The organism is Streptomyces sp. NPDC054757 (genome assembly GCF_053612185.1).
In genome coordinates, this window is sequence record NZ_JBSHBW010000039.1 from 1 (window position 1) to 23,009 (window position 23,009).

General features: G+C 70.2%; 27 protein-coding genes. 12 read left to right on the forward strand and 15 right to left on the reverse strand.

Annotation, left to right across the window (positions count from 1 at the left end; genetic code table 11):
* Window positions 1-71: 71 nt before the first annotated feature.
* The 3 genes from ACWGKJ_RS31270 to ACWGKJ_RS31280 form a co-directional block, all read right to left on the reverse strand.
* Window positions 72-401 carry a hypothetical protein gene (locus tag ACWGKJ_RS31270; RefSeq protein WP_385023911.1) on the reverse strand — a complete coding sequence of 110 codons (330 nt, stop codon included), beginning with the start codon at window positions 399-401 and terminating at the stop codon, window positions 72-74.
* Window positions 402-456: 55 nt separating this feature from the next.
* Entirely contained in the window at window positions 457-663 is a 207-nt protein-coding gene (locus ACWGKJ_RS31275) for a hypothetical protein (RefSeq protein ID WP_385023913.1), read from the reverse strand.
* Between the two features lie 234 nt (window positions 664-897).
* Window positions 898-1,269: a VOC family protein gene (locus ACWGKJ_RS31280; RefSeq protein WP_385024018.1), complete on the reverse strand. Its 372-nt coding sequence runs from the start codon at window positions 1,267-1,269 to the stop codon at window positions 898-900.
* 304 nt (window positions 1,270-1,573) lie between these two features.
* Between ACWGKJ_RS31280 and ACWGKJ_RS31285 the strand changes: the two genes are divergently transcribed.
* Together ACWGKJ_RS31285 and ACWGKJ_RS31290 are read left to right on the forward strand one after the other, a co-directional pair.
* Window positions 1,574-2,353, forward strand: a complete 780-nt coding sequence (locus tag ACWGKJ_RS31285; RefSeq protein ID WP_385023915.1) for an Fpg/Nei family DNA glycosylase — start codon at window positions 1,574-1,576, stop codon at window positions 2,351-2,353.
* A 98-nt stretch (window positions 2,354-2,451) separates the two neighbouring features.
* The gene (locus ACWGKJ_RS31290; RefSeq protein ID WP_385023917.1) at window positions 2,452-2,988 is read left to right on the forward strand and encodes an isochorismatase family cysteine hydrolase; all 537 of its coding nucleotides are present in this window, start codon (window positions 2,452-2,454) and stop codon (window positions 2,986-2,988) included.
* Window positions 2,989-3,047: 59 nt separating this feature from the next.
* On the opposite strand, the gene ACWGKJ_RS31295 is transcribed toward ACWGKJ_RS31290, so the two are convergent.
* Window positions 3,048-3,614, reverse strand: coding sequence for a type 1 glutamine amidotransferase domain-containing protein (locus tag ACWGKJ_RS31295; RefSeq protein WP_385023919.1), 567 nt, complete (start codon window positions 3,612-3,614; stop codon window positions 3,048-3,050).
* 382 nt (window positions 3,615-3,996) lie between these two features.
* On the opposite strand from ACWGKJ_RS31295, the gene ACWGKJ_RS31300 reads away from it, so the two are divergent.
* Window positions 3,997-5,214 (forward strand): aromatic acid exporter family protein, encoded by a 1,218-nt coding sequence (locus ACWGKJ_RS31300; protein WP_385023921.1) that lies wholly within the window; start codon window positions 3,997-3,999, stop codon window positions 5,212-5,214.
* 38 nt (window positions 5,215-5,252) lie between these two features.
* Here ACWGKJ_RS31300 and ACWGKJ_RS31305 read toward each other — a convergent pair whose 3' ends face one another.
* From ACWGKJ_RS31305 to ACWGKJ_RS31315, 3 genes are all read right to left on the reverse strand, one after another.
* A complete protein-coding gene (locus tag ACWGKJ_RS31305; protein WP_385023923.1) occupies window positions 5,253-6,845 on the reverse strand; it encodes an FAD-dependent oxidoreductase in 1,593 nt (530 codons plus the stop codon).
* 72 nt (window positions 6,846-6,917) lie between these two features.
* Window positions 6,918-7,394 (reverse strand): MarR family winged helix-turn-helix transcriptional regulator, encoded by a 477-nt coding sequence (locus ACWGKJ_RS31310; protein WP_385023925.1) that lies wholly within the window; start codon window positions 7,392-7,394, stop codon window positions 6,918-6,920.
* 98 nt (window positions 7,395-7,492) lie between these two features.
* Window positions 7,493-7,819, reverse strand: a complete 327-nt coding sequence (locus ACWGKJ_RS31315) for a plasmid stabilization protein (protein ID WP_385023927.1) — start codon at window positions 7,817-7,819, stop codon at window positions 7,493-7,495.
* A gap of 419 nt (window positions 7,820-8,238) precedes the next feature.
* On the opposite strand from ACWGKJ_RS31315, the gene ACWGKJ_RS31320 reads away from it, so the two are divergent.
* Window positions 8,239-10,518, forward strand: coding sequence for a catalase (locus tag ACWGKJ_RS31320; RefSeq protein ID WP_385023929.1), 2,280 nt, complete (start codon window positions 8,239-8,241; stop codon window positions 10,516-10,518).
* Between the two features lie 91 nt (window positions 10,519-10,609).
* Here the strand turns inward: ACWGKJ_RS31320 and ACWGKJ_RS31325 are convergent, their stop codons facing one another.
* Together ACWGKJ_RS31325 and ACWGKJ_RS31330 are read right to left on the reverse strand one after the other, a co-directional pair.
* The gene (locus tag ACWGKJ_RS31325; protein ID WP_385023931.1) at window positions 10,610-10,876 is read right to left on the reverse strand and encodes a DUF4235 domain-containing protein; all 267 of its coding nucleotides are present in this window, start codon (window positions 10,874-10,876) and stop codon (window positions 10,610-10,612) included.
* A 264-nt stretch (window positions 10,877-11,140) separates the two neighbouring features.
* On the reverse strand, window positions 11,141-11,341 hold the full coding sequence (locus ACWGKJ_RS31330; protein WP_385023933.1) for a hypothetical protein: 201 nt from the start codon (window positions 11,339-11,341) through the stop codon (window positions 11,141-11,143).
* Between the two features lie 317 nt (window positions 11,342-11,658).
* Between ACWGKJ_RS31330 and ACWGKJ_RS31335 the strand changes: the two genes are divergently transcribed.
* Window positions 11,659-12,510, forward strand: a complete 852-nt coding sequence (locus ACWGKJ_RS31335; RefSeq protein ID WP_385024020.1) for a Rieske 2Fe-2S domain-containing protein — start codon at window positions 11,659-11,661, stop codon at window positions 12,508-12,510.
* A 51-nt stretch (window positions 12,511-12,561) separates the two neighbouring features.
* On the opposite strand, the gene ACWGKJ_RS31340 is transcribed toward ACWGKJ_RS31335, so the two are convergent.
* Complete coding sequence (locus ACWGKJ_RS31340) at window positions 12,562-13,497, reverse strand: NADP-dependent oxidoreductase (protein WP_385023935.1); 936 nt, start codon at window positions 13,495-13,497, stop codon at window positions 12,562-12,564.
* Window positions 13,498-13,582: 85 nt separating this feature from the next.
* Here ACWGKJ_RS31340 and ACWGKJ_RS31345 point away from each other — a divergent pair, with 85 nt between their 5' ends.
* Window positions 13,583-13,972, forward strand: a complete 390-nt coding sequence (locus ACWGKJ_RS31345; protein ID WP_385023937.1) for a winged helix-turn-helix transcriptional regulator — start codon at window positions 13,583-13,585, stop codon at window positions 13,970-13,972.
* Between the two features lie 246 nt (window positions 13,973-14,218).
* Here ACWGKJ_RS31345 and ACWGKJ_RS31350 read toward each other — a convergent pair whose 3' ends face one another.
* From ACWGKJ_RS31350 to ACWGKJ_RS31365, 4 genes are all read right to left on the reverse strand, one after another.
* A complete protein-coding gene (locus ACWGKJ_RS31350) occupies window positions 14,219-14,950 on the reverse strand; it encodes a 3-keto-5-aminohexanoate cleavage protein (RefSeq protein WP_385023939.1) in 732 nt (243 codons plus the stop codon).
* A gap of 150 nt (window positions 14,951-15,100) precedes the next feature.
* Complete coding sequence (locus ACWGKJ_RS31355; protein WP_453315881.1) at window positions 15,101-15,721, reverse strand: restriction endonuclease; 621 nt, start codon at window positions 15,719-15,721, stop codon at window positions 15,101-15,103.
* A gap of 175 nt (window positions 15,722-15,896) precedes the next feature.
* Window positions 15,897-16,106: a hypothetical protein gene (locus ACWGKJ_RS31360; RefSeq protein ID WP_385024022.1), complete on the reverse strand. Its 210-nt coding sequence runs from the start codon at window positions 16,104-16,106 to the stop codon at window positions 15,897-15,899.
* A 309-nt stretch (window positions 16,107-16,415) separates the two neighbouring features.
* On the reverse strand, window positions 16,416-17,267 hold the full coding sequence (locus ACWGKJ_RS31365; protein WP_385023943.1) for a helix-turn-helix transcriptional regulator: 852 nt from the start codon (window positions 17,265-17,267) through the stop codon (window positions 16,416-16,418).
* 139 nt (window positions 17,268-17,406) lie between these two features.
* Between ACWGKJ_RS31365 and ACWGKJ_RS31370 the strand changes: the two genes are divergently transcribed.
* From ACWGKJ_RS31370 to ACWGKJ_RS31395, 6 genes are all read left to right on the forward strand, one after another.
* Complete coding sequence (locus ACWGKJ_RS31370; protein ID WP_385023945.1) at window positions 17,407-17,694, forward strand: Atu4866 domain-containing protein; 288 nt, start codon at window positions 17,407-17,409, stop codon at window positions 17,692-17,694.
* 100 nt (window positions 17,695-17,794) lie between these two features.
* Window positions 17,795-19,231, forward strand: a complete 1,437-nt coding sequence (locus tag ACWGKJ_RS31375; RefSeq protein WP_385023947.1) for an MFS transporter — start codon at window positions 17,795-17,797, stop codon at window positions 19,229-19,231.
* A gap of 83 nt (window positions 19,232-19,314) precedes the next feature.
* Window positions 19,315-20,082, forward strand: coding sequence for an SDR family NAD(P)-dependent oxidoreductase (locus tag ACWGKJ_RS31380; protein ID WP_385023949.1), 768 nt, complete (start codon window positions 19,315-19,317; stop codon window positions 20,080-20,082).
* 130 nt (window positions 20,083-20,212) lie between these two features.
* On the forward strand, window positions 20,213-20,821 hold the full coding sequence (locus ACWGKJ_RS31385; protein ID WP_385023951.1) for a TetR/AcrR family transcriptional regulator: 609 nt from the start codon (window positions 20,213-20,215) through the stop codon (window positions 20,819-20,821).
* A complete protein-coding gene (locus ACWGKJ_RS31390) occupies window positions 20,818-21,063 on the forward strand; it encodes a hypothetical protein (RefSeq protein WP_385023953.1) in 246 nt (81 codons plus the stop codon). The genes ACWGKJ_RS31385 and ACWGKJ_RS31390 overlap by 4 nt, the downstream gene beginning before the upstream one ends.
* Window positions 21,064-21,279: 216 nt before the next feature.
* Window positions 21,280-22,443 (forward strand): epoxide hydrolase family protein, encoded by a 1,164-nt coding sequence (locus ACWGKJ_RS31395; protein ID WP_385023955.1) that lies wholly within the window; start codon window positions 21,280-21,282, stop codon window positions 22,441-22,443.
* Window positions 22,444-22,508: 65 nt separating this feature from the next.
* Here ACWGKJ_RS31395 and ACWGKJ_RS31400 read toward each other — a convergent pair whose 3' ends face one another.
* On the reverse strand, window positions 22,509-22,874 hold the full coding sequence (locus ACWGKJ_RS31400; RefSeq protein ID WP_385023957.1) for a MerR family transcriptional regulator: 366 nt from the start codon (window positions 22,872-22,874) through the stop codon (window positions 22,509-22,511).
* Window positions 22,875-23,009: the final 135 nt, after the last annotated feature.

A 23,009-nucleotide genomic window follows, 5' to 3' on the forward strand; every position in this document is an offset into this window, starting at 1 on the left:
GGGCAGGCCCGCGTGCGAAGCGTTCAAACGCTTCGGTGCGGGCCTGCCCTCGCCCTGTCCGGGTCCACCGGTCAGGGCTGGTCCTCGGCTCTCGGAGTACCGCGGTGGTGGGACGGCCCGGTGCCGTGGTCCTCCGGCTTCTCGCCGGACGCGCGCCGGGACGCCCGGTCGGCCGGCTTCTCGTCGGCGGGCGATCCGGTCGCACCGCCTCTCGTACGGTGGGGCTCGGCGGCCTTCATGTCCTCGTCGGACACCGGTCCCGTCGCGCCGCCGGTCTTCGCGCCGCCTCTGGAGGAACCCGGCTCGGCCTCGGTGTCGGCCGACTTCCGGCGCCCGGTATAGGGCGGTACGGACTTGCCCGTGGTGTCCATGTCGTCGGGGCGGCTCGGTTTTCTTGTCACGGCAGGTCACTCCTCTCTGCTGGCCCGCAGCTCCGCAAGCCCCGGCGGGGGCCTCTCAGCCGCCGCCGGACTGCAGGTTGGGCGCGTCCGGATGGGAGGACTTCTGAGGCTGCACAGAGGTGTCGGCCTTCTTGTCCGCCGTGCCGGCCGGCCTGTCGACCGGTCCGCCGGAGGGTTGGTCCGAACCTGTGTCGCGAGACCCCTTCGCCCCGCGCTCCTCCTGCGGCTCTTCGTGGACGTCCGCGGCTGATCTGTCCGACATCGGAACCCACTTCCTTGCGTCACGTCGCGCATCCGCGGTCTCTCACGGGCGGTGCGTCGGCTGCTGAACCGGAGCATCGCCCGAGCCGGGAAAACGCGGCAGTACCCCTCACTCCATCGTTCACCCTTCTGCACCGGACTCGCATCCGGAGCAGGACGCGTTCGCCTGACGGTGACGGCCCGATTACGCTTCGGACGGCGCGATCGGCCCCGTCCTGTCCCGTACGCCCGCCGCCTAGCGTCGGCAGAGGCAGAAGGGATGCCCGACCGGGTCGGCGTAGACCCGGAACCCGCGCTCACCGTCCGCGTCGTCCAGATCCAACGGGGTGGCCCCCAGGGCGAGCACCTGCTCCTGCGCCAGCTCGATGTCGTCGACTTCGAAATCCAGGTGTGCCTGCTGGGAATTGTCACCCGCCTGCGGCCAGTCGGGCGGCCGGTATCCGGGGGCCCGCTGGAAAGCGATCCGCGCGCCGCCGGGGACGTAAAGGTCGTACCAGTTCTCCGCGTACCGCTCGACCCTCCCCCCGAGTACATCCGCGTAGAAGCGGGCCAGCGTCTCGGGGTCGGGGCAGTCCAGAGCTACCAGACTGTAGGTGGCGACAGCCATCATGTCCTCCTCAACGTCGTCATCCATCCCACTCCCCTGCGCCGCGCCCCGCATCCCGGCGGGACCTGAGCGCGATCGGCCCGAGGAGTGCGTACGAGAAGGCCGCTTGTTATGTTCGAAAGGCGCGTTTCTCCGTACGGAGGAGGCATCCACGGTGCTGGAGTGCCGGCCTCGCCCCCCGTCTGCCCGGGGATGACCGGCCGCTAACGGATCGGTGACCGTCGTTGACCAGTCTTCGCCAGAAAGCTGGAGGGGCACGGTGCGACCGCTGGGGGCGGCGGTGCCACGCCGAGAGGAGCGACAGATGCCCGAGTTGCCCGATGTCGAAGCCTTCCGGAAGGTCCTGGACTCGTGCGCGGGCGGCCGGACCATCCAGCGGGTCGAGGTACGGGACACCGGCGTCCTGCACGGGATGAGCGCCGCCCGGTTCAGCGGCGAGCTGGAGGGGCACCGCTTCGAAATGTCCGAGCGTCACGGGAAATGGCTGCTGGCCCGTACCGACGGCCCCATGCTTCTGGTGCACTTCGGGATGACGGGCCTGTTCGTCTGCTGCCGCCCCGACGACAGCCCGCACCCCCATGACCGCGTCGTCTTCACCCTCGACGACGACCATCAGCTCCGCTACCGCGACCAGCGCAAGCTCAAAGGAATGTGGCTGGCCGGGACACAGGACGTGGACCGCCTGCTGGCCGGTCAGGGGCCCGATGCGGCGGAGATCGACCGCGAGGAGTTCGAGCAGCTGCTTGCCCGGCGCAGAGGCGGCGTGAAATCGGCCCTCATCGACCAGTCCAATCTGGCGGGCCTCGGCAATCTGCTCGCGGACGAGATCTTGTGGCGTGCCCATGTGGACCCGGCCCGCAAGGCGGGAAAGCTGACCGAGAGGGAACGTGGGCGTCTGTACACGGACATGAGGCGCACGGTCCGCTCGGCCGTGAGCGCCGGCCGCGTGCCACCGAGGAAGAGCTGGCTGACCGGGCACCGTGACGAGCGCGCCGCCACCTGCCCGCGCTGTGGCGAGAGACTGCGCAGGGGCCGCGTCTCGGGCCGGAGCACGGTGTGGTGCCCGCACTGCCAGACCGGCTGAGCGGCTGACCGGCTGGCTGGCCGAAGACCGCGTCCGGCTGACCGGGGCAGCGCGCATGAGCTGCGTACGACCTGCGTACGAGAGGAACGTGATGGCGGATGAGCAGGAGCGCGCTCATCGTCATCGACATGATCAACACCTACGAGCACCCCGACGCGAGCCTCCTCCTGCCATCGGTCGCGGAGGCCGTACCGGTGATCGCCCGGCTCCTGGAACGGGCCCGCGCCGACGGCATCCCGGTGATCTACGTCAACGACAACTTCGGGGAGTGGCGCTCGCACCACGGCGAGATCGTCGACACCGCGCTGTCGGCCCCGCACGCGGATCTGGTGGAGCCCATCCGGCCGGACGACACCTCGCTGTTCGTGGTGAAGGCGCGGCACTCGATCTTCTACGAGACGCCACTCTCCTACCTGCTCAGCCAGCTCGGCATCGAGCAGGTGATCCTCTGCGGACAGGTCACCGAGCAGTGCGTGCTCTACTCTGCCCTCGACGCCCACATCCGGCACCTGGAGGTCACCGTCCCGCAGGACGCCGTCGCACACATCCACGAAGACCTGGCCGATGCCGCGCTGCGGATGATGGAGCGCAACATGAACGCCCGCATCTGCCGCGCCGACGAGATCGGGTGGTAGCACCACGCCGTGGGTTCCCGAGCGGTAGGCGCACCGACGCGTGGGTCCGGACGTCCGGCTCAGGGCCCGACGAGGGCCTTCCCGACCGCGCCGAGGAAGTCGTCGAGGTCCTTCGGCGTCCGGGATGTCACCAGGGTGTAGCCGCCCTCGGAGTCGCTCACCACCGGTTCGTCCACCCAGGACTTGGCTCCGGCGTTACGGATGTCGGTCCGCACCGAGGGGTAGGAAGTGAGCGTCTTGTCCCGCAGCACTCCTGCCTCCACCAGGGCCCAGGGGCCGTGGCAGATCGCGGCGACCGGGCGCCCTGAGTCCACGAACGCCTTGACGATGCTGATGGCCTTGTCATCCAGCCGGAGGTTGTCGGCGTTGATGGTGCCGCCGGGGATCAGTAGCAGTTGGTGGGCGAGCGGATCCACCGTGTCGAAAGTGGCAGTGGGCTGTACGGTCTCGCCGGGGTCCTTGTCCCCCACCAGGGTCTGGATGGGGTCCGTCGAGGCGGCGGCGACCGTGACGTCCGCGCCGTCCTCCCGCAACCGCCTGTAGGGGACGAGCAGTTCGTCCTGCTCGACACCGTAATTGGTGACGAGCGCGAGAACGCGGTGACCATTGAGCGGCTTGTCAGTCATGATGAGCCTTTCCTGTATGTGCTCCCTGTGCTCCGCGAGGGTCCGCGGGCCGGGCGGGGTGTCGGCCTCCTGCCGTTCCCGGACTCCCCCAGTCCATCCCGGCCGGCCCCGGAGCGCGACCAGGAAGCGCCGACCGGCGGAGCGGGGGACCGTACGGGAACCCCGCGGCGGACAGCTCGCGGCTTCGCGGTGTGCTCTGTCTCTTGGGACGGAGTGCCCCCGGACGAATGATCCATTCGGATTCTTCCGTGGTGGTTTCACGGCTCCCAGCAGCCGTGAGCCGAGGCTGCGGGCCGGGCTGGAACAGAGTGTTTACGGTCGGGGCCGGGGGTTACCCGGTGTCCTGGTCTTTCCCTCGGTAACCGGAAGAGAGTGGGCTCGGATGGGGAACGCTGAATCGCCCGCGCGGGGCCTGTCCGGGTGGTTCGCGCGCGCCGGGCAGTGGCCGGGGCGGACCGGGCGGTGGTGGGCGCGGGCCTTCCGGGACTCGGGTTCCGAACGCCGTACGCTGCTGCTGATCGGCAAGAGCACCCTGGCCGCCACGCTGGCCTGGACGGTCTCCTTCTACGGGCTGGACGCCCATTCCCCGGCGTTCGCACCGTTCTCCGCGGTGATGATCATGTACGTCACCGTCTATCAGTCCGTGGTGCAGTCGCTGCGTTACGTCGGCGCCGTCGCGGCGGGAGTGGCCGTGCAGGCCGCACTCGGTTTCCTCGCGGGCCCGGACCTGCTGACCTTCGTGCTGGTGGCGGTGATCGCGCTGTCCATCAGCCGGTCACGCGTGCTGGGTTCCCAGGGGCCGCAGGTGGCCACCGCCGCGTTCTTCGCGTTCGCCACGTACAGCAGCGCCACCGGCAACACGGACCGGATCGCGCAGCTGGGACAGATCGTCCTGCTGGTCCTCATCGGCTGCGCCATCGGCACCGCGGTCAACATCACCATCGCCCCGCCGATGCGCTACCGCAGCGCCGAGTACAGCATCCGTGTGCTCGCCCGCACCCTCCATGACCTGACCGCCGACATACACCCCGCCCTGCGCGACGGCAGCCTGGATGCCGAAACCACCACGCGCTGGCGCGAGCGCTCGGCCGGGACGAGCAGTCTGATCGCCCAGGCCCGGTCCGGTCTGCGCACCGCCAAGGAGAGCGTCCACTACAACCCCCGGAGGCTCCTGAGGCGCCACCGCACCCATCTCACCTTCCAGGGGTACGAGTTGGTACTCGACGCCCTGGAAAGGACCCTGTACCAACTGGCATCCCTGACACGCAGCCTCGACCAGTGGCGCGAGGAGGAGAACGACTACCGCTACCGCCACTTCCTGGACCGGTACGCGGCCTTCCTGGAAGCGGTCTCGGAGGCGGCGCTCGCGCTGAGCACCCTGGACGAGACCACCCTGCCCCAGCAGGCGGACCGCTTGGCCCGTCTGGCCGGAGACGCGCAGGAACGGCGTCTGGAGGTCGCCGAGGAAGCCGAGGCCCAGGCCCTGCCGCTCGCCGACCCCACCCGTCCGTACGGGGTGCTCGTCATCGAGGCTGCCCGGCTCATGGAGGAGGTCCAGTACACCTGTGACACGCTCCGCAGCTGGGTCCAGGTGCACTGACCGCAGCGTCGTCGAGGCGGGTCACTGAACCTGGTGCGCTACTCGACCTCCTGTGCCGTGGTCAGGGGCATGCCGAGCCAGGTCTCCAGTACGTTGCCCAACGCGTCCCGGTCCGGTTCGCCGGCCCAGGCGACGTAGCCGTCGGGCCGTACGAAGAGGGCTGCGGGCGCGTCGTCGTTCAGCAGCTCCGTTGTGATGGTCCGCATGCGGTCGCGGTACCCGGCGGCCGCGTCCCGCAGTGTGCCGGACGGGTCGAGCAGGAGGGCCCGGCCGTCGTGCACGTGGTCGGCGAGCCGGGATCCGTCGGCCAACTCGTAGTCGGGGGCGCTGGCGCCGACCAGCCGATGGCCGCCGGGGATGTCGTACCGCTGCCAGAGGCCGGAGATCTTCTTCGCGAAGTATGTGGCGCCTTCGACGGTCCGCGCCAGGTCGCCCACCACCTCGCGCAGCGCCCGCGCGTAGGGGTCCGGGCGCATCAGGGCGATCTGGGCACGCGTCCAGGCCAGCACCCATGCGCCGAGGGGGTGCCGCTCGGCGGTGTAGGTCTCCAGCAGCCCGTCCGGCGCCGTCCCGCGTACGGTGGCGGCCAGTTTCCAGCCGAGGTTCATCGCGTCGCCCAGGCCGAGATTGAGTCCCTGCCCGCCGAACGGGGAGTGCACGTGGGCCGCGTCGCCGGCCAGCAGCACCCGCCCCTGCTGGTATGTCGTGGCCTGCCGGGCGTTGTCGGTGAACCGGGTCAGGCTGGTGATCCCGGTGACCGTGACGTCGGCGCCGGTCACCTGGCGGATCGATGCCTGCAGTTCCGCAGCGGTCGCGGGGGCGTCGCGGTCGGCCGGTGCGCCGCCGAACGCGACGGTGGTGATGCGTCTGCGCGGCGGGTCGTTGACGTAGACACCGGTGGCGGTGGCGTGCCAGCCGACGTCCAGATCCTGTATGCCTGCCATGTCGGCGACGGCATGATAGGCGGTGATCTCCGGGTCGGTGCCGGGGAAGTCGAACCCGGCGAGCTTGCGCACGGTGCTCCGGCCGCCGTCACAGCCGACGAGCCACTTGCACCGGATCGGGTCGCCGCCGGTCGAGACCGTCACCCCGTCGGCGTCCTCCTCGAATCCGGTCACCTCCGTTCCTCGGCGTATGTCCACGCCGAGCCCTGCGGCGTGCTCGGCCAGGAGCACCTCGACCTGCTTCTGGTGGACCAGGTCGACCAGGTCCGGCGGGTGGAGGCCGGACAGATCGGGATCGGACGTATCCAGCATCTCGTCGCCGAGCGGGATCGCCGCGAAATGTCCCGCGAACCTGGGCAGCGCACTCGTACCGTCCGGACGCCGGGCGGACATGAAGGAGACCGACCACTCCGTCTCCTCCTGTGCCCGTCGTAAGGCAGGCAGCAGGCCACGCCGGTAGAGGGCTTCGACACTGGGCCTGTTCAGGGTCCCCGCCTTGAGGGTCGTGGCGAAGTCCGTCAGTCGTTCGAGTACGGTCACCGAGGCGCCGCCGACCCGCAGTTCACCGGCGAGCATCAGCCCTGTGGGGCCTCCTCCGGCGATCACCACGTCACAGTCGGACGGGTGCTCGGCCGCCGGGGGTCGTGGGTGGGCCGGAACAGTGGAGGTATCGGATGGCGTGGTCATGGTGTCTCCCTCCGGAACGGACAGCGTGGCGACGGGCAGACGCGTGGCAGTCCCTGCTCCCCGGGGGAGTTGTCAGGATGTGGTGGTCGAAGTCCCCGGCCGGGGGGCGGCGTCGATCAGCTTCCGTACGATCGGTCCGGCGGCACGCATCGCCGACCTCAGTGCCGCGTCGTCCTCAGGTGAGAGTGTGGTCAGCAGATCGGCCAGGCGGTCGTGGCGATCACGGAGACGGCCGGCCAACAGCGTGCGACCGGCCTCACTGATGCCGATCAGTGAGACTCTCCCGTCCTCGGGGTCCTTGATCCGGTCCACCAGTCCCTGCCGCTCCAGGCGCTGCACCAGCTGACTCATCGAGGGCTGGCTGATGCCCTCCGCCGCTCCCAGCGACGTCAGACGCGCCGGGCCGTCCCGGTCGAGCCTGCCCAGGAACATGATCGTGGTGAACGTCAGGCCTCCGTGGTCGGTCAGATGACGGATCACCAGGCGCATGACCCCGTCGAAAGCCTCCGCCACCACGTCCTGCTCCGTGCCGTTCGTCGTCTGCCCCATGAGTCATTTATATCACGTGCCTATGTAACTCATGCCGATGGGTCAGATACCCCTTCCCGCGGGGGCAACTGACCCACAGGGTCGTCGGCTCGGCGGACTCAGCGGCCGACTGCTCTGCGGAGCTCCTGTTTGTTCATGGTGGACCGGCCTTCGACGTTCTTCTTCTTGGCCTCTTCGTACAGCTGGTCCTTGGTGGGGCCCTGAGGGCCGCTGTGCGAGCGCTCGCCGCCGCGCTGCGAGGCGGACTTCGGGTCCTTGGTGGAGACCTTGCTGGAGGTCTTGGCCTCCCCCGACCGCGCCCGCTCCTTGTTGACGGTGCGCGCGGCGATCTCCTTCGCCCGGCCCTCCGGGGTTCCCCGCTTCTCGGCGCCCTCCTTGACGTGCTCGTACTGCCGCTCACGCTTACGGTTCGATCCTGCGGGCATCACGTGCTCCTCTCGGCTGTGCGGGGCTTCTCCGAGCGCCTGCCCGCCGTCCGGCGGGCAACGCCCTGCGCGGTGGCCCTTCTGTCCACGGCGAAGCTCTTCTCCACTCCACGCGGAAACACGGTCGGGCGCGAGACCGGTGAGCCAACCGGGACCGTCGGCGGCTGCCCGACCCCCGGGATTCCTCCCACGCCGAACGAGTGGCGCACGGGGTGAACGGGTGGCGCACGAGTGTGAATCAGCGGGAGGCACGGAGGGATGACCGGCGGGCACCTGCGGCCCCGCAGTTACGCGAATGCCCGCGCGAAGAGGACCCCCACCCCGGCAAGTGCCCTGCTCGGAGGCGTTTCAACAACGGGGGCGAAGGTCACAGCTGCGGTACTGCCCCCCACCCCCACCCAACGGTTGGAGAGAGAACGATGAAGGACAAGAACCCGGCGAAAGCCGCCGCTGAACGGGTTACCGATGCACTGCGCGGTGGCCCCGGCCCCGCCGGGGAAATCCCGGGCAAGCCAGGCCCCGAATCCCCGCCCGTGGACGAGCCCACCGAGCCCGCAGCGCCGCTGCCGCCCAAGGCCGATCAGAGCGGCCCGGAGACGGTGACCCCCACCGGGCAGGCCAGCGGTGCCGACCAGAAGGCCGTCGCCCAGGCGGGTGCCTATCTGACCACCGCCCAGGGCGCCCGTCTGTACGACTCGGACCACTCCCTCAAGGCGGGTGAGCGCGGGCCCGTACTGCTGCAGGACCACCACCTCCGGGAGAAGATCACCCACTTCGACCACGAGCGCATCCCCGAACGCGTCGTACACGCACGCGGCGCCGCGGCGCACGGTGTCTTCCAGGCGTACGGCACCGCCGCGAAGGTGACCAAGGCCGCGTTCCTCGCCAAGAACGTCGAGACCCCCGTCTTCGTACGCTTCTCGACCGTGCTCGGGTCGCGGGGCTCGTCGGACACGGTGCGCGACACCCGCGGCTTCGCGACGAAGTTCTACACCGAGGAAGGCACGTTCGACCTGGTCGGCAACAACATCCCGGTGTTCTTCATCCAGGACGCCATCAAGTTCCCCGATGTCATCCACGCCGGAAAGCCCCAGCCCGACCGGGAGATCCCGCAGGCGCAGAGCGCGCACGACACCTTCTGGGACTTCGTCACCCTGCACACCGAGGCGACGCACCACACCCTCTGGAACATGTCCGACCGGGGCATCCCCCGCTCCTTCCGCATGATGGAGGGCTTCGGCATCCACACCTTCCGGCTGGTCAACGCGGAGGGTGCGACCACCCTGGTCAAGTTCCACTGGAAGCCCAGGCTCGGTGTGCACTCGCTGGTCTGGGAAGAGGCCCAGATCATCAACGGCATGGACCCGGACTTCCACCGCCGCGACCTGGCCGACGCCATCGAGGCCGGTGCGTTCCCGGAGTGGGAGCTCGGTATCCAGACCTTCCCCGACACTCCTGAGCAGACGTTCGAGGGCATCGACCTGCTGGATCCGACCAACATCGTCCCGGAGGAGCTGGCGCCGGTACAGCCGGTCGGTCTGCTCACCCTCAACGCCAACCCGTCGAACTACTTCGCCGAGACGGAGCAGGTCGCCTTCCACCCCGGCCATCTGGTCCCGGGCATCGACATCACCGACGACCCCCTGCTGACCGGCCGTCTCTTCTCCTATCTGGACACCCAGATCAGCAGGCTCGGCGGCCCCAACTTCGCGCAGATCCCCATCAACCGCACCCACGCGCCCGTGAACGACATGCTGCGTGACGGTATGCACCAGACAGCCGTGCACAGCGGCGTGGCACCGTACCGGCCGAACTCGCTGGACGGCGGGTGCCCCTTCCTGGCCGGCGCCGACAACGGCGCCTACATCGAGGTCCCGGTCGGCGTACCGGCGGGGAAGAAGGTACGCGAGGCACCGGCGTCGTTCTCCGACCACTTCAGCCAGCCCCGGCTGTTCTGGCTCAGCATGACGCCGGTGGAGCGCGAGCACATCATCGGCGCCTACACCTTCGAGCTGGGCAAGTGCTACGAGCAGGCCATCCAGGAACGCGCGCTGAAGGTCCTCGCGAACATCGACCCCGAACTGTGCCAACGGGTCGCCACCGGCCTGGGGCTTCCCGCCCCCGAACCCACCGAGCCGCTCTCGGACCCGGACACGAGCCCTGCCCTGTCCCAACTGGGCGGCTCATGGCCGCTGGACGGCCGCATCATCGGCATCGTGGCCGATGACAACAGCGACCTCACCGCCGTCCGTACGGTACGCCGGGCCGTCCTGGACGCCGACATGGTGCCGCTGGTCATCGCTCCCGCCGGCGGCATGCTCGACGCGGACGGTGACCCCATCGCCGTCCAGCGCACCTATGCCACCGCCCGCTCGGTCGAGTACGACGCCATTCTGCTGGCGGGCGTACCCGGAACGGGCAGCGATGCCCACGGCACACCGGACGCGAAGGCCGGTCAGGGAGCGGTACAGGCGAACACCGCGACCGACCCCCGGGTGCTGCTGATGCTGACGGAGGCGTTCCGGCACGGCAAGGCCATCGGTGGCTGGAACGGCGCCGAGAGGGTCCTGGAAGCCGCCGGTATTCCTCTGGACGCGCCCGGCCTGGTGACCGGCGGCGACGGTGCCGGCACGCTGGAGCAGATCACCCGGCTACTGAAGACCCACCGCGTCTGGGAGCGCTTCCCCGCCGACGCCTGAGCCCCGCCTGCGCCAGGAGCCCGGCGAGCCCGTGTCGCCCGACAGCGAGGAAGGTGACACGGGCTGGCCCTGGTCGACCACCCGGGTGCGTTCAGTCGGGCCAGGTACCGGTCAGCCGACTCATGGCGCTGGCCCCGCCCCGGTCGACGGCCGCTTTGACGCCCGCGAAGATCGCGCCCTGCAGCGCGGCCGCGAGCAGGACCTCCCGCCAGCCGCGCTCCGGGTCTTTGGCCTCGGGAGCGTCCTCGTCATGACTGACGACTTTCCAGACCTGCTTGAATACCGCGCCGGCAAGCACCCCACTGACTGCTCCGAGGGCCATCCCAAGAGGCTTGTAGACCATTTTGGACGCGTTCATCAGGACCTCCTGCTGCGCCGGACGGGAGAAGGACGAGGGTCATGACACCGGCGGCCTCCCCTACGAGTCACCGCCGGATTCACAGAACGGTATGAAATACAACAATTGCATATCCGGGGGCAGCAGGCTGGACAGAGCCGAGAGGGCCCGGCCCTCGGGCCGCGGCACGGCCGAACGAGGCCCGAAGCCGTGCACCCGGGGCTGCGTCAGTCCGGCGGGGGGGGCAAGCGGCCCACTGCATCAGTCGTGACCTCATCCACGGCCTCAGTCGTGGTCCTTCTGCACCGATTCCTGCTCCTCCTCGCTGGTGGAGAGGGCGTCAGCGGCCTCGCTGTCCTTGTCGCCCTCTTCGCCCTGTCCACCACCAGCTCCCCGGGTCTCCGCCTCCTCGAATTCGTGGAGAAGTTCGTCCGCGGCGGTGTCGTCGCTGTTCCTCTTGTCGTGCGTTTTCTTGTCGTGCGTCATCGGTAACTCCCAGGGTGTTCCGCTTCGGACTCATGTGAGCCGAAGGCGTCACCACACGTTCCCCGGAATCTCCGCTCCAACACGCCCCCGAACTGGGCCGTCACACCCGGAGCTGTGTCATCGATGCCGACACGAAGCCCGTGGTCATACCTCGCCAGGGGCCAGTGGAGTGGCACGCGCCGTCGGACCGTTTGGGAGCTGGTGGCTGCGGTAACTCGCGTACCATGCCGTTGCTTTCAGGAGTTTTCGCGAAGTTCGCGCCGGTCGCCCGGAGCAGGAGCCGTACAGGGGCGGCCGGCGGCAGCCCGGCCGAGGCGTTGCTGAAGTCCCTCGACGCCCTGGGCGGGGCGGAGCGGCTGGACGTGGTGGTCAGCCCGGTGCAGCGCCTGGTGCGTGCCCTGCCGCTCGGACCGGCCCGAGACGTCCTGCACGGCCGTCAGCTCGGTCATCCCCTCCACCCGCTCCTCGTCCAGGTCCCGATGGGCGCCTGGCTGTCCGCCGCGGTACTGGACCTCGTACCCGGCGCGGGCCGCAGCGCCCGTCTCCTGGTGGGCGTCGGCGTGGTCGCGGCGGCGCCTGCCGCGTGGGCGGGCTGGGTCGACTGGGCCGAGCAGCACGAGCAGCAGATGCGCGTCGGCCTGGTGCACGCCGCTTCGAACGCCGCGGCGGTCGGTCTGTACGCCGGTTCCTGGGTGGCCCGGGGGCGCGGCCGGCGGGGCTGGGGCCGGGCCCTCGGGTTCACGGCGCTCAGCGCCGCGGGTATCGGAGGGATGCTCGGCGGTCATCTCGCCTACCGGCAGGCAGCCGGAGCCAACAAGACCGAAGCGGTGCCCCATCTCCTCGAACCCGCCTGGCAGAGCCTGGGCGCGGTGGACGGTTACCCCGTCGGTGAGGCCGTGCGCAGACAGCTGGGTGAGGTGGCTCTTCTGGTGGTGCGTCAGAGTGCCACAGAGATCCACGTTCTGGCGGACCGGTGCAGCCATCTCTCGGGCCCGCTCTCCGAAGGGAAGATCGCCGACGGATGTGTGGAGTGCCCCTGGCACGGAAGCACCTTCCGGCTGTCGGACGGCTGGAACGTGAAGGGCCCGGCCACCGCCCCGCAGCCCTCCTTCCGCACGCGCGTCGAGGACGACGGCACCCTCCAGGTGAGGCTGCCCGGCGCGGGATGACCGGCCGGGCGGGCGGAGGACAGCGTACGACCGGGGTCGGGGCGCGAGGTCCTACGCGACGGTGAGGACGAGCTTGCCCCGGAGGTGACCGCCGTCGAGCAGCCGGTGGGCGTCGGCGACGCGCTCGAAGGGGAACGTCTCCTGGACATGGACCCGGAGCCTGCCCTGCTCGACCAGTGCGACGAGGCCCTTCAGAGCGACCGGATCGGGGTCGACCGCGATGCCGCTGAAGCGCATACCGGCCGCCTCGTACCTGGCGACGAGCTCCTGGTCCCCCTCGGCGACCGCCGTCACCAGATGGCCTCCCGGGCGGAGGACTTCGAGCGACCGCTCGACGGTGTCGCCGCCGATCGTGTCGAGCACGACGTCGATGTCGCGGACCACCCGGGTGAAGTCGACCGCCGTGTAGTCGATCACCTCGTCGGCGCCGCACCCCTCGGCGAACCTCCGCTTGCTCCCGCCCGCGGTCGCGATCACGTACGCGCCGAGCGCCTTCGCGATCTGGATCGCGACATGGCCGACCCCGCCACCACCGCCGTGGACCAGCACGCGGTCGCCCTCGGTCACACCCCCGAGGTCGACGAGACCCTGCCACGCCGTCAGCCCGACCACCGGCAGCGCCGCCGCCTCGACGTGCGAGAGGGACGCCGGTTTGCGGGCCAGGTGCAACGCAGGCGCCGACACGATCTCGGCGTACGCACCGGCCGCCCGCGGAAACAGCGGCATCCCGAACACCTCGTCACCGGGCCTGAACCGATAGGTCAGCGACCCCTCCTCGACCACGCCGCTGATGTCCCAGCCGAGGACGAACGGAGGCCGGCCGAGCAGCGGAGGGAACTCGCCGGCGCGCAGGAGCGCCTCCAGCGGGTTCAGCCCGATCGCCTTGACGCGGACGAGAACCTCGGTGGGAAGGGGCTGGGGCTCGGGCGCGTCCACGACGGTGAGCACCTCGGGACCGCCGAGCGCCTGCTGGGTGATGACTCGCATGACTCTCCTAGCTGGGACAGGCTGTGACAGGGGGAGAGAACCCAGGCTAGGTTTCCGACAGGAACCAGCAGGTACCTTGGGCGCCATGAGCGGTTTCGGTCCCGGTGATCCCTTTCTCGCCGACTGTCCGGCGCGTCTGGCCCTCGATCTCATCGCCGACAAGTGGACCGCGGTCGTGCTCTACGGCCTCAGCGAGGGCCCGGTGCGCCACGGCGAGCTGATCAGGCTGATCGGCGGCATCTCCCGCAAGGTGCTCACCCAGACGCTCCGACGGCTTGAGGCGCACGGACTCGTCCGCCGCCACGCCTACGCCGAGGTACCGCCCCGCGTCGAGTACGCACTCACCCCGCTCGGGGCGACGCTGATCGATCCGATCCACATGCTGACCGAGTGGGCCAGGACACACGGGGACGCCGTACTCGACGCACTCGACGCACACGACGCCGGACCCGAGCCGGCCGCCCTCAGCGACTGAGACCCGCCGGGGCACTGGGTATCCGCTCGGTGGCCGCTCGGTACCGGACCCATGCGCGCCTGGACGCACGCGTCTCACCGGAGACACTCAGGGAGACCGGGTCGGACGGACAGGGCGGCTGTGAAGCCGTTCAGTGATGTGTCATGCGCCCGTCCGCACGCAGCGTGGGACGCCGCGCATCAGTCCCTCGGGGTCGCGTTCGCCGACCGGTGTCCGCACCCCGTCCCGCAGGCCACGCTCATCAGATCAACAGGCGCGCCCTGCGGTGCGCCGGATGGTCTCACGTGCTGCGCGAACGAGGTCGGCGTTGCTCCGGGCGGGGGTGCCGTCAGGGAGGTGGAGTACGTCTTCCAGACCGATCCGGGTGTCCAGGCGGCGGGAGGCGGCGAGCTGGAGGACGGGCCACGCGGCGGCGTCCTCGCCGTGGAGGAGGATCGGCGCGGCAGCGGAACTCAGCTGGTCCAGCAGGGATGCCGCGGCGTGGAGTGCGGCCTGCGGGGCCGTATGACGGATCTCGGCCAGGATGCGCAGGACTCGATGCGATTCTGGCCAGCTGAGGAAACGCCGTGCCGCTGGGGTACCGGAAAAAATACCGGCTTCGATACCGATCCCCCGGTCCAGCAGCGCGGCGGCGACATCGGCGGCCCCGTCCTCGTGCCAGTTGACGGAGGCGTGGTCGGGGAGCACGGTCCAGGACCGGACTTGTGCAGCGCGAGCGCGGGGGTCCGGGGTGGCCCAGGCACCGGTGGTGACTCCGACGGGGATGCCCGGAACGGTGGTCCGTACCGCGGTGACAGCGGCCGCGACGGCGGCGGCTTCCAGCGTGTCCTGACCGTCGCGGTCCTTGGGGTGCAGGTGAACGTCGTGAGCACCGGCAGCGACAGCCTCGCGGGCCGCCTCTGCCAGCTCCTGGTGCGTCACGGGAAGACAGGCGCATGCGGCGCGGCTTCGGGCGCCGTTGAGACAGACCTGCAGCATGGCGTCATCGTCGCAGACCGGAGGCGGCCCCCTCCTTGTGCACGCTCAGCGCCACGCCGAACGGGATCGGACGCCTGCCGTACCGTACGTCCGTCCCGGGAGCGCGGGCTCAGTAGCGGTTTCGTCGGTGTCCCAGCGGGCCACCGGGCGTCAGGAAGGCGGGCGCCGCCGGTTGCCGCCGCCGCTTCCGTTCAACGGGATCAGGGATTCCAGGTGTGCGCCATTGACCCAGGAGCCCAGCAGGTCACGGTGTATGGCCACCACATCCTGGCGCAGGGCCAGGCCGAGTGCCGCCGAGGTGAATGTGCGGCCGGTCGTGACGAACAGTGCGACGTCCGCGCCGTGTTCGGGGCGGGCAGTGCCGACGAACCTCTGCATGTCCTGCGAACCCACCCCCCGCGCGGGAGCGTACTTCTTGCACTGGATGACGAGCTTGCGGCCGTCGGCGAGATAGCCGATGACATCCGCACCCAGATCACCGCTCTTGCCGCTGACCACGACCTTCGTGCAGCCGTCCCGCCGACACAGACCGGCGACGTAGGTCTCGAAGTCCTGCCACGACAGGGAGTCGACCTCAGCCATCGACAACTCCCGTGTCCGCGCCTCCTCCAGCGCCCACCACTCCCGGTCCCGGCCCACCGCCAGGCGGTGCGCGCGCACCAGCATCCAGCCAGCCGCACCCACCACGACCGCGGCAAGCACGGTCACCAGGACGGGCCACATCACCGTCCAGTGTCCGGCCACCCAGACAACGGCCAGAAGCAATGCCACCGCGCCCCAGCCCTGGAGCTTCCTGCGCGTCCGCCTCTTCAGTCTCCGACGCCGTCGTGAGGCCATCACTCCCCCGCTCCCCCAAACTGTGCACCCGGTCGGGCGGCCTACGACGTCATCGGCGCAGGGCTTCGGCTTCTGCCGGTGCCGGATCCATCCCGGATCTGCGTCGACTTCAGTGCCCGGACTGCGTGACGCCATCTGCGAGCTGCCCCAGGAATCCGAGGATTCCCTGTCCCACCCGGGTCGGGGCGATGAGCACGCCCAGCGCCAGAACGATGACCACGGTGAATTTCTCGTCCAGTCGGCTCCGGGACTCGGTACGCCGGCGCAGCCGGAGCAAGACAATCACCACGAGCAGCACGGCCACATTGATCGTCAGCAACGCCCAGACCCCCGAAACGACCGCCATCCGTACGGGCAGCAGTGCCACCCCTCCTCCTTGTGTAGCCGGGTTCCGGTGACGCTGGAGGCGAGTTGAAGACGAATGGCATAAAGCCATCGGGCCTGGCTGGATACCGTGCGGGCGATCAGCGATCGGGTGCCCCGGGACGGCGGTCGGGCCCTGCGTCCCAGGAGGGGCAGGGCCAACACGTCAGGAAAACCGGCTGGCCACTGCTGCTCTCCCGCACCCCAGCCCCCGCCCGGAGCAGTCCGTACTACGGCGGCTGTGGGGCGGGGGCGGCTGCGGGACTCACTGCCCGGCGGAAGTGGACGGAGCGCGCCTCCCGCCGGCGTGCAGGGAGCCGAGGAGGGCCAGGGCTTGGGCGGAGGGGCTGCCCGGTTCTGCGTGGTAGATGACGAGTTGCTGGCCCGGGGCGTCGCGGACGTCGAAGGACTGGTAGGTCAGGGAGAGAGGGCCGACGTCCGGGTGGAGGAGTTGCTTGGCGTCCTGGGTCTTGCCGCGCACGGTGTGCTGCGCCCACAACCGCCGGAATTCGGCGCTGTGCTCGGTCAGTGTGTCGACGAGGTGGCGCAGACGCGGGTGCTCGGGGTCGAAGCCGCTCGCCTGGCGCAGGTTGGCGGCGGCGGCCTGCGCGGCCCGGTCCCAGTCCCGGTAGAACTGTCGTCCGGCCGCGTCGAGGAAGGTCATGCGGGCCAGGTTGTCGGCGGGGGTGAAGGGGGCGTAGAGCGCGTCAGCAAGGGCGTTGGCAGCCAGAAGGTCGAGGGTGCGGCTCATGACGAACGCCGGGGTGTGCGGGTAGCCGTCCATCAGCTGACGCAGCGCGGGACTGACCCGCTCGGTGGCATGGAGCGAGCCCCGGACGTCCGGCGACACCCCGGCCAGGCGGTGCAGGTGGTCGCGGGCGTCCGTGTCGAGCAGGAGCGCACGGCTGAGCGCGTCCAGCACCTGCGGTGAGGGGTGGCGCTCACGCCCCTGCTCCAGCCGGGTGTAGTAGTCGGCGTTGACACCGGCCAGCACGGCGACCTCCTCGCGGCGCAGTCCGGCGACCCTGCGCACGCCGTGACTCGCCATGTTGACGTCCTGGGGCCGCAGGCGGGCACGGCGGGCGCGCAGCAGCTCCCCGAGGTGGTTGTCGTCCATGGCTCCAGGCTAGGGCGTGGCTGTCCGTCCTTCCTGGGTGTGCCGCACCCAGGCGGAGAGCACCCTGGTTCCCCCCTTGCTGACCTGCGCAGACTCGGTCGGGCATGACATCCGTGCCGCACCGAGGAAGGGAATCCTGATGACAGGCGATGCGCGGGGCGACCGCACTCCCGGGAACGCCGACGTGGTCGGCATGTGGGTGACCGCGGACCGTCACATCCGCCAGGAGCTGCTGCCCGACGGGCGCTACGACGAAGCCCGCGGGGATCGGCGCAGCGCGTACACGGGCCGGTACACGGTGAGCGGTGACCACCTCGATTACGTCGACGACACCGGCTTCACCGCCACGGGGGACATCCGGGACGGCGTGCTCCACCACGAACACCTCGTGCTCTACCGCGAGGACCGGGCGGAGGAGCCCTCTTGAGGGAGCGAGGCGGCGTCGTCGTCCCGTACGCCCATGGATGCGGAGTCCGCCGTGGTACGCGGCCGGCCCCGCTCGACGGTCACCGGAGGAAGGCAGAGCAGTGAGACAGACCGACGAGATCACCACCGTCACCGACGGGACAGGGGCCGGTGCGGAGGTTTCCCCGTCGCCCGGCACTCCGGCCCTGCTGGTGCTGTGCGCGGCTCATTTCATGGACGCCATCGACTTGTCCGACGTGGGCGTGGCCCTGCCCGCCATCCAGCGTGACCTCGGCATGTCACCGGGTTCCCTGCAGTGGGTCGTGTCCGCCTACGCCCTCGGCTACGGCGGGTTTCTCCTGCTGGGCGGCCGGGTCGCCGATCTGTTCGGCCGACGGCGTGCCTTCCTGACCGCGGTCGCCGTCTTCGGCGTGGTGAGCGTGCTGGGCGCACTTGCTCCGACCGGTGGCCTGCTGATCGCGGCGCGGCTGGTGAAGGGTATCGCCGCGGGCTTCCTGGCCCCGGCGGCCCTGTCCCTGATCACCACCGGCTGGCCGGAGGGCCCGCGGCGTGGCCGGGCACTCGGCTGGTACGCCACCGCCGGCGCCTGCGGCTTCGTCGGGGGGCTCGTTCTCGGCGGAGTACTGACCGAACTCTCGTGGCGGCTGGTCTTCGCGCTCCCCGTACCCATCGCCGTGGCAGCACTGCTCGCAGGGGGTCGCCTGCTCCCGGCGGATCCCCGGGGCGGCGCCCGCGAGAAGATCGATGTCCCTGGCGCGCTGACAGCCACCGGAGCACTGGTGCTCTTGGTCTACGCCCTCACCCAGGCGCCTTCGCACGGCTGGCTGTCCGCCCGTACCCTCGTCCTCTTCGCCGTCGCGGCCGGCCTGCTCGGCCTGTTCCTCCGGGTCGAGTCCCGCTCGCGCAGGCCCTTGGTCCCGCTGTCCTTTCTCACCCGGCGCGCGACCGCCGGTACCAGCCTGACGATCTTCGCCATGTGGGGCGCCTACACGTCGTTCGCGTTCCTCGCCACGCTCTATCTGCAGAACGTGCTGGACTGGACACCGCTGCAGACCGCCGGTGCCTTCGTGCCGCTCGGCCTCGCCAACGGCGCGCTGGCGCCCTTCGCGGGACGGCTCGCCGCCCGGTTCGGTGTGCACAGGACGATCGCCGCCGGGATGCTGCTCCTCGCGCTGTCCTACGCGCTGTTCTTCCGGATCGGGCCCGGCAGTTCCTTCCTCACCGTGGTCCTGCCCGTCATGGTCGTCAACGGGATCGGCACCGCGGCGGCCTTTCCCACGCTGAACATGGGCGCGGTGGCCGGTGTGCCCGACCGGGACCAGGGGCTGGCGGGAGCCCTGCTCAACATGTTCATGCAGATCGGCGGTGCTGTCGTCCTCGCTCTCGTCACCGCAGTCGTCGAAGCCGGACAGCGGTCGGACCGAGGTGACCCGCTGGCGGGCTACGGCGCTGGTACCGGTGTCATCGTCGCCGCCGTACTCGCCGGCCTGGGCGGCACTCTTCTCATCCGGCACCGGACCGACGGCCGGAACCACTGACGACCCGGCGCGTCGCTCCGCCCCGAAGCCATGCGCCACCGCGCACGGACATCCGTCCTTCACCCCACGAGGTAATCACCCGTATGACATCTATGACCCCGTCCACCGAACCCGCCGAGTTCAACGGAATGACGGCTCTCGTCACCGGTGCCGCGCGCGGCGTCGGCAAGGAGGCCGTGGCACTTCTCCACGCCCGCGGCGCACACGTCGTCGCCCTCGACATACGGCCCGAACTGGACTCACTGGCAACGGAGTTCCCCGGAGTCGTGACCGTGACCGGCGATGTCACAGCGGAGGAGACCGCCACCCGCGCGGTAGCGTCCGCCGTCGACGCCTTCGGCGGACTGGACATCCTGGTCAACAACGCCGGACGCACCCTCAACAAGCCCGTCACGCACACCACCGCCGAGGACTGGGACCGCGTGATGGACGTCAACGCGCGCGGCGCTTTCTTCTTCGCCCGCGAAGCCTTCCGTGCCATGGAGGAGCGCGGGGGCGGAGCCATCGTCAGCACCGGTTCCTACGCGTCCACCGTCGGCCTGAGCGAGGGGGCCGTCTACAGCGCGTCGAAGGGCGCTCTGGCCCAGCTGACCAAGGTGCTGGCGCTGGAGGGCGGCCCGGTGGGCATCCGCGCCAATCTCGTCGCCGCGGGTGTCGTCGAAACCGACTTCCTCGACACCTTCCGCCCCGACAGCCGCGCCTATCTGGCGTCCTTCGCGGACGCCCATCCCCTCGGCAGGGTGGCGCAGCCCCGCGAGATCGCGGAAGTCCTGTGCTTCCTTGCCTCGCCGCGGTCCGCCTTCGTCACGGGCGCCGTACTCGCCGCGGACGGCGGCTTCACGGCGGCCTGATCCGGGCGAGACCCGCGGAGAGCCGGGTCTCCCAGCCTTGACGCGACCCGGCCGGGGAGGGCGGGCCGGCTGCGGCCCGCCGACACCAGGATAAGAACATCCGTTCCTTACGTAGTGTACTTTTGTTCTTATGGCTGAGAAGGAAGTGCCCGGAAGGCTGCAAACAGCGGGCGGCGAGGGGCGACGCGCACGCCGACACGATCCGCGGCGCAGGGAGCGCGTGCTCGATGCCGCTCTGGAGGTGCTCGTCGAGGACGGGGCCGCCGGGATCACACACCGCAAGGTCGCCGCCCACGCCGACGTACCGCTCGGTTCCGTCACCTATCACTTCGCGAGCCTGACTGAACTGTGCGCGCAGGCATTCGGCAGGTACGTCGAGCAGCAGACCGCCGCGTACGAGGCGCTCTTCGCCGGGGTGGCCTCGCACGAGGAGCTGGTGGACGCCCTGGCGGGACTGGTCCAGGGAGGTCCGTCCCGGCACCGCAGCGCGGTCCTCGGGTTCGAACTGCACCTGGCCGCGTTGCGCGATCCGGCCCTGCGCGCACTGACCCAGGAGTGGACCAGGTCAAGCCAGTCGGTACTGGCCCGCTTCACCGGGGCGGAGACCGCTGCCCGCCTCGACGCCCTGCTGGAAGGAATGATCATGCACGCGCTGCTCTCCACGGAGCGGAAACCGCGTGCGGAGACCCGTGCAGCCATCGTGCAGGTACTCGGCCCGGCCACCGGATCGGGTCTGTGAACAGCTCCACCGGAAGCGAGTGCACCCGCGGGACGGCACGCGCCGTACGGTCGACGTACCTGGTCTTCGCCCTCCTGGGCCTGGCCGGGGCGACGTGGGTCTCCCGCCTGCCGCAGATCCGGGAGCGCATGGGCCTGGACGCCGCGTCGGTGGGCTTCCTGCTGCTCCTCGCGGTCGGCGGTCTGGTGGCGCCGGTCTCTTCGCGCTGGGCGCCGCCACGGGTTTCCGGGACGTCGCGGTGAGCGTGCACGCGGCGGCCCTCGAACGACGGCTCGGCCGGGCCCTGATGCCCCGCCTCTTCGCAGGGTTCAGCTTCGGCACCGCCACGGGTGCCTGCCCCGGCGCGCCGATGACGGCCCTGGGCGTTCCGGTGAGCCCGCACAGCGGCGTGGTGGCCCTGCTGGTCGCCCGGGTGACGCCTACCGACACACCACCGACACACCAAGGAGCACACCTTGTTGACCACCACACCTGTCATCGAGGTCAGTGACGCCGACCTGGACGACCTCCGCGCCCGGCTGCGCGCCACCCGGTGGCCCGAGCCCTGGCCGGTCGACGGCTGGGCGGCGGGCACCGACGCCGCCGAACTGCGACGCCTCGTCAGGTACTGGGCCACCGACTACGCGTGGCGGACCCATGAAGCCGCCGTCAACGCCCTGCCCTCCCTCTTCGCCGACATCGACGGCACACCGGTGCACTACCTCCGTTACGACGCCGAACACCCGGACGCCCTGCCGATCGTGCTCACCCATGGCTGGCCGAGCACCGTCCTCGAACTCACGGGCCTCGCAGAACGACTGGCCTCCCCCTCCCGCCATGGCGGCGACGCCCGGGACGCCTTCACCGTCATCGTCCCCTCACTCCCCGGCTTCGGCTTCTCCCCTCAGCGGCCCGCCCTCACCGAAGCAGAGCAGACCCACGGCCTCTGGCACCGGCTGATGCACGACCACCTCGGCTTCAGGCACTACGCGGCACACGGCGGGGACCTGGGCGCCGGCATCACCTCACGGCTCGCCGAGGCACACCCCGAGGCCGTGGTCGGCATCCACCTGCTCGCCGCCGCGGCCCCGGCCGGCCACGAACCGGCCTCACTCACTTCCGAGGAGGAGACCCACCTCGCCTCCGCCGCTGCCTGGCAGGCGGAGGAGGGCGGCTATCTGCACCAGCAGAACACCCGCCCCCTCACCCTCGCCCCCGCCCTGAACGACTCACCCGCCGGACTGCTTTCCTGGATCATGGAGAAGTACCGCGCGTGGAGCGACTGCGAAGGCGACCTGTCCACCCGCTTCAGTGACGACTTCCTCCTCACCCAGGCATCCCTCTACTGGTTCACCGGCACGATCTCCACGTCCTTCCGCCCGTACTACGAGTACGCACACCAACTGACCCGGCGCGTACGGCGGGTGGACGTCCCCACCGCCCTCGCCCTGTTCCCCGCAGACCTCGCACACCCCCCGCGGAGCTGGGCCGAACGCACCTACCACCTCACGCGCTACACCCGCATGCCCCGCGGCGGCCACTTCGCCGCCCACGAGGAACCCGCCCTGCTCGCCGACGACATCACCGTGTTCTTCCGCGAACTCCGCCCTCACCACCCCCGGGCCTCACAGCTGGAGGTGTGAGCAGTCAGAACGCCGGTGGGAGAGACCAGCCGGTGAGGAAGGTGCCGCCGTCGTGGCAGTCGTCTTCAGTGCAGATGGGAGCAGTCGGCATCCGGGTCGCGCGTGAGGGCGATCACGTCGTCGAGCCGGTCGCGTACAGCGAGCAGGTCGGTGATCTGCTGGTCGATACGGACACGCTCGGCCGTCAGCCGGTCCAGGAGCGCCGGGGCCGCCACACCCGCGTCCACGCACGGCAGCACCTGGCGGACCACTCTGCTCGACAGGCCCGCGGCATACAGCTGTTGGATCAGCCGGACCCGGCCGACGGCCGTGTCGGGGTAATGCCGCTGACCGCCGGGGCTGCGGTCAGCCTGGAGCAGGTCCTGTTCCTCGTAGTAGCGCAGCGCCCGGACGCTCACTCCGGCCTTGTCGGCCACCTCACCGATGCGCACCGGTCCTCCTCCTCGTTTCGAGCGGCCGGTCGTTTCGAACGGCCGGCCCGACTTGCACCTGACGCCGACGTCAGGTTCTAGCGTAGGAGGCGTCGGCGACTCGCCGAACACGCACCCCACTGATCTCACGAACGG